This window comes from Lewinellaceae bacterium, from assembly GCA_020636135.1.
Lineage (GTDB): Bacteria > Bacteroidota > Bacteroidia > Chitinophagales > Saprospiraceae > JAGQXC01.
On record JACJYK010000003.1, the window covers coordinates 572,490 to 587,275 of the forward strand.

The 14,786-nt window shown below is 50.3% G+C and carries 12 protein-coding genes; 10 read left to right on the forward strand and 2 right to left on the reverse strand.

What is annotated here, in order from left to right:
- Positions 1 to 195: 195 nt before the first annotated feature.
- The 10 genes from H6570_21685 to H6570_21730 all read left to right on the forward strand — a co-directional run bounded on the left by H6570_21685 (position 196) and on the right by H6570_21730 (position 13,078).
- The gene (locus H6570_21685) at positions 196 to 1,893 is read left to right on the forward strand and encodes a GMC family oxidoreductase (protein ID MCB9321908.1); all 1,698 of its coding nucleotides are present in this window, start codon (positions 196 to 198) and stop codon (positions 1,891 to 1,893) included.
- 10 nt (positions 1,894 to 1,903) lie between these two features.
- Positions 1,904 to 2,497 carry a gluconate 2-dehydrogenase subunit 3 family protein gene (locus tag H6570_21690; protein ID MCB9321909.1) on the forward strand — a complete coding sequence of 198 codons (594 nt, stop codon included), beginning with the start codon at positions 1,904 to 1,906 and terminating at the stop codon, positions 2,495 to 2,497.
- Between the two features lie 47 nt (positions 2,498 to 2,544).
- Complete coding sequence (locus H6570_21695; protein MCB9321910.1) at positions 2,545 to 2,982, forward strand: hypothetical protein; 438 nt, start codon at positions 2,545 to 2,547, stop codon at positions 2,980 to 2,982.
- A 94-nt stretch (positions 2,983 to 3,076) separates the two neighbouring features.
- Complete coding sequence (locus H6570_21700; protein ID MCB9321911.1) at positions 3,077 to 6,910, forward strand: efflux RND transporter permease subunit; 3,834 nt, start codon at positions 3,077 to 3,079, stop codon at positions 6,908 to 6,910.
- Positions 6,897 to 8,159 carry a TolC family protein gene (locus H6570_21705; protein MCB9321912.1) on the forward strand — a complete coding sequence of 421 codons (1,263 nt, stop codon included), beginning with the start codon at positions 6,897 to 6,899 and terminating at the stop codon, positions 8,157 to 8,159. The genes H6570_21700 and H6570_21705 overlap by 14 nt, the downstream gene beginning before the upstream one ends.
- Before the next feature lie 10 nt (positions 8,160 to 8,169).
- The gene (locus tag H6570_21710) at positions 8,170 to 9,903 is read left to right on the forward strand and encodes an efflux RND transporter periplasmic adaptor subunit (GenBank protein ID MCB9321913.1); all 1,734 of its coding nucleotides are present in this window, start codon (positions 8,170 to 8,172) and stop codon (positions 9,901 to 9,903) included.
- 70 nt (positions 9,904 to 9,973) lie between these two features.
- Positions 9,974 to 10,198, forward strand: a complete 225-nt coding sequence (locus tag H6570_21715; GenBank protein ID MCB9321914.1) for a heavy-metal-associated domain-containing protein — start codon at positions 9,974 to 9,976, stop codon at positions 10,196 to 10,198.
- 101 nt (positions 10,199 to 10,299) lie between these two features.
- Complete coding sequence (locus H6570_21720) at positions 10,300 to 11,097, forward strand: universal stress protein (GenBank protein ID MCB9321915.1); 798 nt, start codon at positions 10,300 to 10,302, stop codon at positions 11,095 to 11,097.
- 91 nt (positions 11,098 to 11,188) lie between these two features.
- Entirely contained in the window at positions 11,189 to 11,821 is a 633-nt protein-coding gene (locus tag H6570_21725) for a hemolysin III family protein (GenBank protein ID MCB9321916.1), read from the forward strand.
- Between the two features lie 36 nt (positions 11,822 to 11,857).
- Positions 11,858 to 13,078, forward strand: a complete 1,221-nt coding sequence (locus H6570_21730) for an NAD(P)/FAD-dependent oxidoreductase (protein MCB9321917.1) — start codon at positions 11,858 to 11,860, stop codon at positions 13,076 to 13,078.
- On the opposite strand, the gene H6570_21735 is transcribed toward H6570_21730, so the two are convergent.
- Both H6570_21735 and H6570_21740 read right to left on the reverse strand, forming a co-directional pair.
- Positions 13,075 to 13,419 (reverse strand): hypothetical protein, encoded by a 345-nt coding sequence (locus H6570_21735; GenBank protein ID MCB9321918.1) that lies wholly within the window; start codon positions 13,417 to 13,419, stop codon positions 13,075 to 13,077. The two genes, H6570_21730 and H6570_21735, sit on opposite strands and share 4 nt — an antisense overlap.
- Positions 13,420 to 13,590: 171 nt before the next feature.
- Positions 13,591 to 14,691: an HlyC/CorC family transporter gene (locus H6570_21740; GenBank protein ID MCB9321919.1), complete on the reverse strand. Its 1,101-nt coding sequence runs from the start codon at positions 14,689 to 14,691 to the stop codon at positions 13,591 to 13,593.
- Positions 14,692 to 14,786 lie beyond the last annotated feature (95 nt).

Consider the following 14,786-nt stretch of genomic DNA (forward strand, 5'->3'; position numbering starts at 1 on the left):
AACTAAGATAGCATTATGGATTTATTTCAAAAATTCCATTGCTCTGGATTTAGGAATGGATTTAAACTTCTTCCTTTTAATTCGTCAATTTCCATTCATCCAAAACTTTTATTTAAGTTTAAGCAATATCTAAATACGGAATACGGATTTCATCAATACTGTATACGGATTACTTATTACTGAATACTCTACAACATGTACTTTAACAGCAATGACACCAATACCTTCGATGCGATCGTCATCGGGTCCGGAGTGAGCGGAGGATGGGCCGCCAAAGAATTATGTGAAAAAGGCTTGAAGACCCTGGTTCTTGAGCGTGGTCGTCCGGTGCGGCACATGGCCGATTATCCGACCATGAACACCGACCCCTGGGATTTGCCCATGCGCGGAGCACTGACCGCCGAAGAACGCAAAAAATTCCATGTCCAGAATCGCAGCGGATTCATTGATGAGTACAATAAGCAATTTTTTATCAATGACCTGGAGAATCCCTATAAAGAAGACAAGCGCTTCGACTGGATACGTGGTGATCAGACCGGTGGTAAATCCCTGACCTGGGGCAGGCAGTGCTACCGCTGGAGTGACCTGGATTTCGAAGCCAATGCCAAAGAGGGCATCGGCGTCGACTGGCCGATACGGTACAAGGATATTGCACCCTGGTACGATTATGTCGAAAAATTCGTAGGGGTAAGTGGTGAAAAGCTGGGCCTGGCACACCTACCGGATGGCCAGTTTCAGAAACCCATGGAGCTGAACTGCGTCGAGCAGGTCGCCAGGGAAAAGATCGAGTCTAATTTCCCGGGCCGGGTGTTTACCATCGGCCGCGTCGCCAATCTTACCGAGCAGCTGAATGGCCGGGGTCCTTGCCAGTTTCGCAATCGCTGCAACCGGGGATGCCCGTATTCCGCTTACTTCAGCAGTGTGTCGGTCACCCTTCCTGCAGCTGAAAAAACCGGTAATCTGACCATCCGCAATCATTCCATAGCCCATTCGATCATCTATGACCCGGAGAGTGGCAAAGCCAGTGGCGTACGGATCGTAGACACCGAGACCAAGGAAATGCAGGAATTTTATGCCAAAGTGGTCTTTGTGTGTGCTTCTGCCATGGCGTCCACTGCCGTATTGCTGAATTCGACGTCGGACCGCTTCCCTAACGGACTGGGCAATGACAGCGGCGAACTGGGACATAACCTGATGGACCATCATTACTTTGTAGGCGCCATCGGATCATTCCCCGGTATGGAAGATAAATATTACAAGGGTCGCCGGCCCAACGGTGTCTATATCCCCCGGTTTTATAACATCGATGCACGCAGTAAAAACGATGCCTTCCTGCGTGGGTTTGGCTACCAGGGTGGTGCCAGTCGAAGTGGCTGGGACGGAGGGATCAATGGGGGCGGAATCGGTGCCGACTTCAAGAATAAGCTTTTTGAGCCGGGAGGCTGGAGCCTTGCACTCAACGGATTTGGAGAATGCCTGCCCGATCACCACAACCGCCTTTACCTCCACGACACCGAGAAAGACCCGTACGGCATCCCAATGGTGGTGTTTGATGCCGAATTTAAATCGAACGAAATCGCCATGCGTGATTTCATGAAGAACGATGCATCGGCCATGCTTGAAGCCGCCGGCTGTAAAGACATCTATACCTTTGATTACCTCGGGGCACCGGGTAAATGCATCCACGAGATGGGAACAGCACGCATGGGACATGATCCCAAGACTTCCGTCCTCAACAAGAACAATCAGGTTCATAGCGTGCCCAATGTTTATGTGACCGATGGGGCGTGCATGACCTCCTCGTCCTGTGTTAATCCGTCCATAACCTACATGGCGTTGACGGCACGGGCAGTCGATCATGCTGTGAAAGAACTCAATCGCCAAAACCTTTAAACCGGAAATCATGAATCGCAGAGAAGCGTTATTATACAGTGGTCAATTGCTTGGTTACACCATCACCGGAACTGTCCTCGCCGGTGTGCTTAATGGTTGTCAGGCACCCCCGGCGCTCGGGTGGGAACCTAAGGTCCTGGCTCCGGAAGATGCATCCTACCTGGCCGAAGTTTGCGAGACCATCCTACCTAAGACAGATACACCAGGTGCCAAGGATGTTGGCGTTGACCGCTACATCGATGCCATGCTCCTTGAGAATTACAGTGAAGAAGAACGCAATGCTTTCCTGGAAGGCATCAAGACATTTCGCCAGGACTGCATCTCCAGCCAGGGTAAGGATTTTCTAAAACTGACTCCGGAAGAACGTACAGCTTATCTGGCTGCCATGGATGCTAATACCCCTCCAAAACCACCATCTATCTGGGGCATATCAACCGAAAAATTTGTAGCTCCACCTTTCTGGAGATCGCTGAAGGAATTAACGGTCACAGGATATTTTACTTCTGAAGAAGTAGGCAAGAATGTTCTGCGTTATCTGCCTATCCCCGGAAGTTATGAAGGATGTATTCCTTATACTACGGGAGAGCGGGCATGGTCTTTGTGATTTCAAATGAAGTGGCACGCTATTTTGATTTTCTGTAATTTTGCATCATGATTCACCAGCGATCCATCGCATATCGGCTTTTATCCGGCTTCATGGCCGTATGGATGCTTGTGGTAAGCCTGGGTGCTACCGTGGATATGCATTTTTGTCGCGGTCATCTGGTGGATTATAAAATATGGGGAAAGGCGCGTAGTTGTGGGATGAAGGAAGAGGTTGCTGCCTGCACGCATGCGACTCATGGTCTCTCACGTCCGAAATGCTGTGATCAGAAGACCCACCAACTTTATTTTGATCAGACCAATGCCGGAGCACAGCAAACAAGTGTCGTTGCGTTGACCCAATCATCACCAGTTGCACTGTTACCTGCCTGGGATAAGATCTGGGTACACCTTGAGATTACCAGACTTCAACCCAACATTCCTGTTCATGGCCCTCCCTGGCAAGTCCGGGACCGCACTATTCTTTTCGCTTCCATTTTGTGTTAGACATCATTGTACGTGGCTACGGTCATCAGATCCGTATGTCCTGGTGCTTCATTGCATCAACCTTGAACATTGATTCTTCGCGAAATGAACTTTTATGCTCAAACCGATTATCCGGTTTTTCCTGGAAAATAAACTGGCAGCCTATGTGCTCCTGATTGTATTTACGGTCTGGGGCCTGATCACTGCGCCATTTACCTGGAATTTACCGTTGCCTGCTGACCCTGTACCGGTAGATGCCATCCCGGATTTAGGTGAAAATCAGCAGATCGTTTTCACCGAATGGATGGGCCGTTCCCCACAGGATGTGGAGGACCAGATCACCTATCCGCTTAGCACGACCTTATTGGGTATCCCGGGTGTGAAGTCCATCCGCTGTAATTCCATGTTTGGCTTTTCCAGCATCTACATCATCTTTGATGAAAGTGTCGAATTTTACTGGTCGCGATCCCGCATACTCGAAAAGCTGAATGCTTTACCCAATGGTCTGCTCCCTCCCGGGGTACAGCCGAGCCTGGGGCCCGACGCTACTGCGCTGGGCCAGGTATTCTGGTACACACTGGAAGGGCGCGATGATCAGGGCAACCCAACCGGAGGCTGGGATCTGCAGGAGATAAGGTCTGTACAGGATTTTCAGGTCAAGTATGCACTCAATGCCGTGGAAGGCGTATCTGAAGTGGCATCGGTGGGAGGATTTGTGAAAGAATACCAGATTGATGTGAATCCGCAGGCATTGCAATCCTATGGCATACCCCTGTCTGCGGTCATGGATGCGGCCCGCAACTCCAACCGGGATGCCGGTGCCCAGACCATCGAGATGAATCAGGCCGAATACCTGGTCCGGGGCCTGGGTTATGTGCATACCGTCGAAGACTTGCAAAAAGCTGTGGTCCGTGTCACGAATAATGTTCCGATCCGCATCGGTGATGTCGCTGTGGTTACGATGGGGCCTGCTCCCCGTAGGGGTATCCTGGATAAGGACGGTGCGGAAGTGGCTGGTGGCGTAGTAGTTGCCCGCTATGGAGCCAACCCGTTGAAGGTGATCGACGGAGTGAAGCAAAAGATCAGGGAGATCAATGCGGGCTTGCCCAGCAAAACATTGGCCGATGGCCGGGTATCGCATTTGACGGTAATCCCGTTTTATGACCGCACCCAGCTGATTCATGAGACGATTGGCACCCTCGAACGAGCGCTGTCCGACGAGATCCTGATCACCATCATTGTAGTCATGGTCCTGGTGTTTAACCTGCAGGCATCGATCCTGATCTCCAGTTTGCTTCCGATAGCAGTTTTGATGACCTTTATCGTGATGCGTTATGCCGGCGTGGAAGCCAATATCGTGGCTTTGTCGGGGATAGCGATAGCCATTGGAGTGATGGTAGATGTGGGTATTGTATTCGTGGAGAATATGGTCCGGCATCTGGAAATGCCGGAAAACAAGGGCATCCGCGGTAAAAAATTAAAGGACACCATCTTCCTCGCCGTCAGCGAGGTATCCAGCGCCATTTTTACCGCTTTGGCCACGACACTGGTTAGTTTTCTTCCGGTTTTTGCTTTGCAGGGAGCCGAGGGAAAGCTGTTCAGGCCATTGGCTTTTACGAAGACAATCGCGTTAGGAGCGGCCTTTGTGCTGGGACTCGTGGTGTTGCCAGCGCTGGCTCATCTGGTGTTGTCCTTACGGACGGACCGCACACGCACACGGCGTTTCTGGAGTGTGGTGCTCATTGCATTCGGTGCAGGATTGTATTATTATTCAGGACTTTGGATAGCTCTTGTACTCTGTGTGCTGGGTCTCAACCGTCTTTTCGAAGATCGCTGGATGGAACGCCGGAAGTCCGTTCCATCCTATCTGCAGATCGGTATTCTGGTCTTGGCGGCTACTTATCTGCTGGCCGGGGAATGGGTGCCTCTCGGTCACCAGCAACCCACTTCAGTCAACTTTTTGTTTGTAATCGGGATCGTAGGAGGCATACTTCTGGCTCTCTGGGCTATGGTCTATTTTTACGAGCCTGTACTAAAATGGTGTTTACGTAATAAGGCTCTCTTCTTGCTACTTCCGGTTATTACCATTTTTTTTGGGATAGTCATCTGGCTGGGATGGCATCGAACCATGGGTTTTGCCGACCGGTCCATGGAGGCCATTGGCATTGAGGCCGGTGAATTATCATTCTGGAAATCCATGGAGCGCAGGTTTCCGGGCCTGGGAAAAGAATTTATGCCTAGCCTGGATGAAGGTAGTTTTTTACTCATGCCTACCGCCATGCCTCACTCCGGCGTGGAGGCAAACCGGCAGACTGTCGCTCAGCTGGACATGCTATTAGCTAATATCCCGGAAGTGGACCTTGCCGTAGGGAAGGCCGGACGTGCAGAGAGCGCCCTGGATCCTGCACCCATTTTTATGTTCGAAAATGTGATTAACTACAAGCCGGAATACATCATCGACGCATCAGGAAGACGACTGACTTTTCAGGTGGATGGTGCGGGCAGGTATGTGCTGGCCACCGGCGACACTCTGAGTCAGGAACAGATCCTGGCGCGTGGAATAGGAAGAGAGGCATTGATTCCCGATCAGCATGGCCAGTATTTTCGCAATTGGCGGCCCGAGATCAAGCATCCGGATGATATCTGGGACGAGATCGTGCGCGTAGCCCAGCTTCCGGGGATCACTTCCGCACCGAAATTACAGCCCATAGAAACCCGGCTGGTGATGTTACAGACCGGTATGCGGGCACCGATGGGCATTAAAGTTTTTGGCCCCGATCTGCAAACCATAGAAGTTTTCGGTCTGCGGCTGGAAGACTTGTTAAAACAAGTGGATGGCGTGAAAGCAGAAGCTGTTTTTGCCGACCGCATTGTTGGTAAGCCCTATCTCAATCTCAGGATCGACCGGGATGCCGCTTCCCGTTATGGTCTGAACATTGAGGACGTGCAGAGGTTTATTGAAGCCGCCATCGGTGGGGTCACCGTAGCCACCACCGTGGAAGGGCGGGAGCGCTATGATGTCCGGGTACGTTATCCGCGTGAACTGCGTGATAACCCCGAGCGGATTCGCAATATGCTGATCCCGACTCCAGTGGGTCCTCAGGTCCCGTTAGGGGATCTGGTCCGGATCGAATACCTTCCGGGGCCGCAGATGATCAAAAGTGAAGAGACCTTTTTGGTAGGTTTTGTCTTGTTTGACAAACAAGAAGGAAGGGCAGAGGTCGACGTGGTCGAGGCAGCTCAGGCTTTCCTGGCGGATAAGATCCGGACGGGCGAACTCGTCGTGCCGACTGGAGTACGCTATGTTTTTTCCGGCACCTATGAAAACCAGGTCCGTGCAGTCAAGCGTCTGGGGATCGTCATACCGCTCTGTTTGATCCTGATATTCCTGCTGTTGTATTTTCAGTTTAAGACGATCATTGCTTCCACCATTCACTTCTCCGGGGTTTTTGTAGCCTTTGCCGGAGGATTTATTCTGATCTGGCTTTATGGCCAGGACTGGTTTCTGAATTTTTCCGTCGCCGATATGTCCATGCGGACCCTCTTTCAGATCCACCCGATCAATCTTAGTGTGGCGGTGTGGGTCGGATTCATTGCATTGTTCGGTATTGCAACGGATGATGGGGTCATTATGGGCACCTACATCCACCAGGTCTTTGAGGAGAAACAACCGCAGTCCGTCCCGGAAGTTCGTGCCGCAGTACTGGAAGCCGGAAAGAAAAGAGTTCGCCCGGCAATGATGACGGCGGCAACGGCACTGATCGCTCTGCTACCCGTATTGACTTCCACGGGTAAAGGTGCCGATATCATGGTGCCAATGGCTATCCCCACCTTCGGAGGCATGTCCATTCAATTGATGACCATGTTTGTCGTCCCGGTATTACAAGCCCTGTGGCGCGAGAATGTGGTTAAAAAACAATCCAAATCGAAAAGTCATGAAATTGCATAAACCGAAAACCCACTGGTTGGGAATCCTTGCTGTGCTACTACTTAACGCCGGGATGACCGGAGCCCAGGAGTTGGACGATTACATCGGGATGGCATTAAAAAATAGTCCTGCCATCAAAGCTCAGGGGCTGGCATATGAAGCGTCCATGCAAAAAATCCCGCAGGTCCGGTCCTGGGCTGACCCCCAGGTCAATGCATCGCTTTTCATCAATCCGATGATGCTCCCTATGGGCAATCAGATCGGTAACCTGTCCGTCATGCAGATGCTGCCCAGAAAGAATGAGTTCAACATTCGTGAATCATTGGCGACTGGTCAGGCTGATCTTAATCTCAAAGAAGGCCGTATCCTCGCCAACGATTTGATCTATCAGGTAACCACAGCGTGGTATGCTCTGGTGGCTAATCGTGAAATGCAGGCCCTCCAGCAGCGGAATCTGGACCTCTTAGCGGATATTAAAACATTGGCCGAGGCACAGTTCCGTCAGGGCAATGCTTCGATGACAGACGTTTTACGGGTAGACGTCGTCAAGGATGATATTCAGACAAATCTTGAAATCCTGGCAGATGAACAATCTGCACGGGAGAAACAGTTTAACCTATTGCTCAACCAGGATCCGGGCACTTCCTTAAAATACCCTGACACACTGGAAGCCCTGAATGCAGAGCTATTGCCTGTCACAACCTTTGATGGCCATCCGCAGGCTGCGTTGCTGGATCAGCGTTCTGAAGTTGCGAATGCAATTATCGAAAGTACCAACCTCAGTCGCAAGCCGGTATTCGGGGTCGGATTGCAATACACACCGCTTTACCGGCGCAAAAATGCATCCTTTGAGTTACCACCCAATACTGGAAGAGACATGATCATGCCAATGGCTACCGTGTCGATACCCATCTGGCGCAAGCAATACGATGCTGCAGTCCGGGAACAGCATATCGCTCAGGCACAATTTGCCGAACAGAAGGAAGCGCTGTTTCTGGAATTGCGCAAAGACGAAGAGGAACTTGGTTATCAACTGGAAAAAACCAGGGCCAATCTGCTCAAGCGCGACCGTCAATACGCAACGACCCGACAGATCCTTGACTTACTGATGTCCGAATACCAAAATGGCTCGGGAACGATGGAAGAATTATTACGGGTAGAACAGCAGTTGCTGAACTACCGTCTGGAGCAAATCGAATTGAAAATGAATTATTATCAGCTGGAAGCCAAACGCAATATGCTGTACGGCAACCGCAATTACAACTATTAACCAGATCTCTATGAAATCACAAACGCGAACCTTGATACTGGCCGTTTTGGTCACGCTCGTGCTAGGAATACTGATCGGCAGGTGGCTGGCACCAAAACAGCAGCATATGCCGTCATCTGAAGTTACCTCTACCGAGTCTTCTGTTACCGAATGGACTTGTTCCATGCACCCGCAGATCCGGCAGCATGAACCCGGCAAGTGCCCCATCTGTGGTATGGACCTCATACCGGTAGGAAACCTGTCCGGAGACGACAATCCAATGGAGATTAGCATGAGCCCCACAGCGGTTCAGCTGGCAAATATTCAGACCGCAGTGATCCGGACGGGCCAGGCGGAAAAGGAGATCCGTGTCATCGGAAAGGTACAGGCCGATGAACGCCGGGTTTTCTCCCAGGTGACACATCTGGAAGGCCGGATCGAGTCCCTGGAGATCAATTTTACCGGTGAACCGGTGACCAAAGGTCAGACACTGGCTACCATTTATTCGCCAGACCTGGTTACAGGCCAGCAGGAGCTCTTTACCGCCTATACCCTGCGTAATTCCCAGCCGGCGCTGTACGAGGCAGCCCGTGAGAAATTGAAAAACTGGAAAATTTCCGATGCACAGATCGATGCCATTATCGCTGCAGGCAAGCCCCGGGAAACTTTCCCGATCACCGCTGACGTAGGTGGGCTGGTGATGGCCAAGAAAGTCAATCTGGGGGACTATGTGATGCGCGGAATGCCTTTGTATGATATTGTAGACCTGAGTAGGATCTGGGTCCTTTTTGACATTTACGAACAAGACCTTAGCCTGGTCCATGTTGGGAGTAAGATTGAATTTACCTTTCAGTCCATTCCCGGACAGACCTACTCGGGTAAGATAACATTCATCGATCCGGTTATTGATCCGATGACGCGATCAGCAAAAGCCAGGGTGGAAATTCCCAACAACAATGGCCAGTTGAAACCTGAAATGTTTGCCTCCGGGTTTATGCGTATACCCGTAGGATCCCGGCGGCAGCAGATTGTGATTCCGGCATCTGCAGTATTGTGGACCGGTGAGCGTTCCCTGGTTTATGTGAAGAATCCCGATATGGGCACACCTTCTTTTCAAATGCATGAGATCACCCTCGGACCGAATCTGGGTAATGAATACCTGGTTAAGTCTGGACTGGAGACCGGCATGGAAATCGTCGTGAATGGCACCTTTGCAGTTGACGCAGCAGCCCAGCTGGCCGGTAAACCAAGCATGATGAGTCCCAGGACCTTGCCAGCAAGCACGATGGACACCATCCCCAGGCTGGCGGAAGTTCCGCCGGCATTCCACCGGGCAATCGGTGCTTTGCTGACCGATTACCTGGTTTTAAAAGATGCTCTGGTTGCAGGAGATATCGTCAATGCACCTCAAATCGTGTCCCGGCTCTTTATCAAGGCAGAGCAAATGCCACTGGAGGATCTTAAAGGCGATGCATCGGCCATAGTACGCAATCAGATCGGTGCCATGAAAGAGACGCTGAAACAAATGCAGCAGAATGATCAACTGGAGGCTTTACGGGCTCAATTCAAACCGTTGTCCAAACTGATGATCGACTTTGCGACAGCATTTGGGCCATTCGAACAGCCGGTCTATGTTCAGCATTGCCCAATGGCCGATCATAACAAAGGTGCTGACTGGCTCAGTGTCCAGAAAAACATTCGCAACCCTTATTTTGGCGATGCGATGTTGACTTGTGGGTCCACGATCCGGGAAATTAATGACTAGGAAGATGAAGGGGATATCGTACATCCTTCCTGCCAATGATTTGTTTATAATGGATAATTAAAGTTTGGATATGAAAAAGACTTTTGAGGTTACTGGCATGACGTGTAATCATTGTGTGCATTCGGTGCAACGCCTGTTACAAAGCATGGACGAAGTGACCGACGTACGGGTTTCGCTGGAACCTCCACAAGCGACCATTGAGGCAGACAAAGATTACAGCCTGGATGAATTGAATGCCCAGCTGGCAGCACACAGCAATTACCGGGTGGAAAAAATGATCTCTGAAAGGTCGTAAGACACATTTTTCCGACTGATCTTGATCATTAAATCCGGTGATTTAGTTTCCAGCAAATCAATACGCCATGGTTTAATTTAAGGATATAAAACCAGTGCATTATGCGTATCCTGATCCCGTATGATTTCTCCAGCAATGCGCAGCATGCATTGCGTTATGCCTTAAACGTGTATCCTGCTGCAGAGCATGACATCACGTTGGTGCATATCTTCCTGACGGATTCGATCAGACCGGTGCTTCCTCTGCCGGATGATCACCTTATCCGGAAAGAAATCATTCAAAATCTGCGTGAAGCGGTGGCTTCCTTTGATGATGCACAACGCATCAAGCTGGAGGCAGCCTATGGCTTACCCAATGAAGTATTGATCGATATGGTCAAAGAGCGATCCATCAACCTGATCGTCATGGGAACCCATGGTGCCGACCAGGCTTATCGTCTCTTATTGGGCACTCATGCTTCCTATCTTGCCAGTCATGCCGACTGTGCAGTGTACATAATCCCTGAACATAGCGTACTGCAATCCCCGAAAAGAGTGGCGTTGGCTATCGACCCGCATCACCCGGTGGTCCCTGAGAACATTGAACTCATCAAGAGCCTGCCATTGGAGCATTTGGAAATTATCTCAGTCGCCAATAGTCAGAAGCAAGCAGACGAGATCGAAGAACTGGCCTGGCTGCTAGAGTTGCGGAAACTGGATATGTTCTCCATGGAAGTTATAGAACCGGCCGGAAGCATCGACCAGACCCTGGAAAAGCTGGTGAAGGAAAAATCCATTGGCCTGGTAAGCCTTATCCGGCGTAAACACCACTTCCCGGAAAGCTTATTCCATGACAGTGTGCTGTCCAGGATAACCAAAAACGCAAAAATGCCGGTGCTGGTCCTGCCGGGCGAATCCTAATTTCTGCTTGTTTTGTGTAATTCTTTTTCTTCTGAGGAATGAATTTGGTTTTCACTCGTTCTACTTTTAAGGATTGAAACCATCCATCTTTATGTTATCTGAAAAAGAAGAACAACTAAACACCTATACACACGGACTTGGCCTTTTATTTGGGCTGGTCGCTTTGCCCTTATTACTCATCCAGGCCTATCAGAATGCCGCTATGGACCTCTTTATGGCCATTCTGATCTACAGCATTTGCTTCACCCTGCTCTACCTCGCATCGACGCTTTATCATGGCATCCGCAATCCGCGCCTGAAGGAAATACTAAAGACCGTCGATCACATCAGTATTTATTTTAAGATCGCCGGGACTTATACACCCTTCATCATCGGTTTTCTGTACGGGCAGGAACAGATGGTTTTTATGATGGTGATATGGAGCATCGTCCTGCTGGGTACGTTGTTTAAGCTGCGGTATACCGGAAAATTTGAAAAGCTTTCGGTTGCACTCTACCTGATCATGGGATGGCTGGTGGTATTCAGGGCTCCAACTTTTTACGATCGCATGCCCATGAGCATTATCCTTTTCATCATCCTTGGCGGACTGGCATTCACGATCGGGGTTTATTTCTACCGCCGCGATGATCGCCGCTACTATCACGCCATATGGCATGTGTTCACCCTGGCTGGAAGCATTCTTCATTATATCGCAGTTCTTTTGATCATCCATTCCTGGAGTTAGGATCAGTCAATCGCTTACATAACTTTATCTTTGGCCATGCACTATCAGGTTGTTGTCATCGGGGGCGGGGCAGCCGGTTTTTTTGGCGCTATCACATTGGCAGAGGCACTGCCTGGCGTACGCATCCTCATACTTGAGCAGGGTAAAAACGTACTCGAGAAAGTCCGGATCTCCGGTGGCGGCCGGTGCAATGTTACCAATGCCTGTGAGGATCCTGCGGAACTGGTAGGATACTATCCCCGGGGTCACAAGGAATTGCTTGGGCCTTTTTACCACTTTGGACCTGCCCAGATGAAAGGCTGGCTGACTGATCATGGAGTGAAGCTTAAAACCGAAGATGATGGTCGCGTATTTCCGGCATCCGACCAGTCGGAAACCATCATCGATTGTTTTCTTCATTATTGTAAAAAGTATGGCATCGACCTGATCACTTCCCGAAAAGTGACAGGAATAGTCCACCATGACCAGGAAGATTACCCTTTTCAGGTGCAGACGAAGCAAGGAAGTATTCAGACAAAATACTTGTTGGTAACACCCGGATCGCAGGCCACCATCTGGAAAATGCTGGAACATCTGGGCCACCGGATCGTAGCACCGGTGCCGTCATTGTTTACGTTTCAGATCAAAGATCCACGGATAATAGCATTGGCCGGTATCCAGGTTCCACATGCACATGTATCGATCCGGGACACCCACCTGGAAGCCGAAGGGCCTTTGCTTATCACCCACTGGGGAGTTAGCGGACCCGCAATCCTGAAATTATCAGCCTGGGGCGCCCGTGTCCTCCATGACCAGAATTACCGGTTTGAACTGCTGATCAACTGGAATCCACACTGGACACTGGATGATGTCCGGCAATTGGCTGCTAAAGAATCAAAAAAGCAGGTAAAGAATACCAGCATTCCTCCGGTACCCCGGCGGCTGTGGCATGCATTGCTGCAGGATTTTCCTGGCCTGGAGCAGAATTGGAACACGTGCATCCCTACAGATCTGAACCAGATCCTGGAACACATCACGTCCTCACAGTGGCAGGTGACCGGCAAGGCAACTTTCAAAGATGAATTTGTCACCTCCGGTGGTGTTGACCTGAAAGAAATTGATTTCAAGACCTTTCGCAGTCGCAAAGTTCCGGGAATGTACCTGGCTGGTGAAGTGCTGAATATTGATGCCCTGACCGGCGGATTCAATTTTCAGGCCGCCTGGACCGGTGCTTATCTTGCCGCCCAGGCTATGGCCAGAGAACTTGAAACGGGTTAGTTTTCCGGTGCTCCATTTTGCACCCAGCAGGTGATCAGTTTGATTTGAGCTTCGCTAAGGGCGGTAGCTCCTGCGGGTGGCATGGATTTATCGGAGACCCGTGATTGGATGCTGCTGGCAAATGTCTTTACTGCAGTGTAAGTATCGTATTTGGGTTGTGGCACATCACCGGTATGACACCCGGACAGTGCACAACTCGATTTGATGATCGATTGGATACCGTTGTTCCAGGTAGCCGTTACGCCATCACATGTATCGGTGGGAGTTGGGTCTCCGGATTTACTGCACTGCAAAAGGGTCAGGGAGAGGATGAATCCCAGGAATAGGAGTCTCTTGATCATAGATATAAGCTTTTCACCAGCAAAATAGTATTGATAGCGTATTCTTTTGTCAATAACCGGATGAACGGGAATAAGCACAGTACGAGAAGGTAAGATAACCTGGTTGAACGCTGGTTAGCCTCTGTGGATTGGATTTCGGAAAGTACAGGCTATCCGGTTATTAAGTGGGATTTATACAGCAGAATCCTGGATTTGATCGCGGTCGATCAATCCCATTTTCAGGGCGCGTTCCTCCCATTTTTCCCGGGCTAATTGTTGTAGATCCGCAGTGGCATCAGACTCATCTACGATCTCCAGTCCCAGGATGGTCTCAATGACATCCTCTACCGTGAGCAGACCGACGACGCTACCGTATTCATCGATGACGATGGCGATATGGGTCCGCTGGTGCATTAAGCGGTCAAAGACCTGTGGTATGGGTAAGTTATCAGCAATAAAGAGGATGGGCCTCCGGATTTGTGACAACGACTGGAGACCTTGTTGCTGGAGCAGTTTGAGCAAGAGTTCGTCCTTTAGAAAAAACCCGGTGATGTGGTCCGGCTCATCCTGATAAACGGGGATTCGGGAGAACCGCATCTTCGGATGCGTGCGGTAATATTCATCGAGGGTCATGTCCTGATTGGCCAGGTGCATCACTGTCCGCGGTGTCATCACATCCCTGCTGGTGAGCTTGTTCAGTTCAAGTAAATTGCGGATCATCACGGATTCGTTCTCGGCAAGTACGCCACTCTCTTTGCCGGCATGGGCCAGAGCTACGTAATCGGCACGGCTCAAAACACTACGATCCTTATCCGACTTCAGTTTCCTGGTAATCACCTGACTGAGCCAAACCAGCGGAGCCAGGACGAAGAGTAATATGCGCAATGACCGGATGGTGAATGTCGCCAGCTGTTGCCAGTAATTGGCGCCAATCGTCTTAGGAATGATCTCCGAAAATATGAGGATGGCCAGCGTCATCAGGGCAGCAATAACCGATTCGGCATTCAGATGCAGTCCGGCGATCTGCCATCCGGAGTCACCAAATAATTTTCCAGCCTGCGCTCCTACACCGATGGCCCCGACGGTATGCGCGATGGTATTGAGCGTCAGGATTGCCGATAAAGGCCGGTCAATGTCATCCTTGTAAACCAATAGAGTTCCTGCGATCTCATCCTCATCCTGGATCTTCCGGCTAATGAAAGAAGGTGTAATGCTTAACAATACCGCTTCCCAGATCGAGCATAAGAAGGAAAACAGCAGCGAGACAAAAAAGAAAATCAATAACAGGACCATTCCACAATATACGACGCCGGAGGGAGTAGACTAAATAGGATCGTTTTTGATCCGGCTGCCGGAAGAGGAAGCCCACCATAAGAAAACCGCTTTAT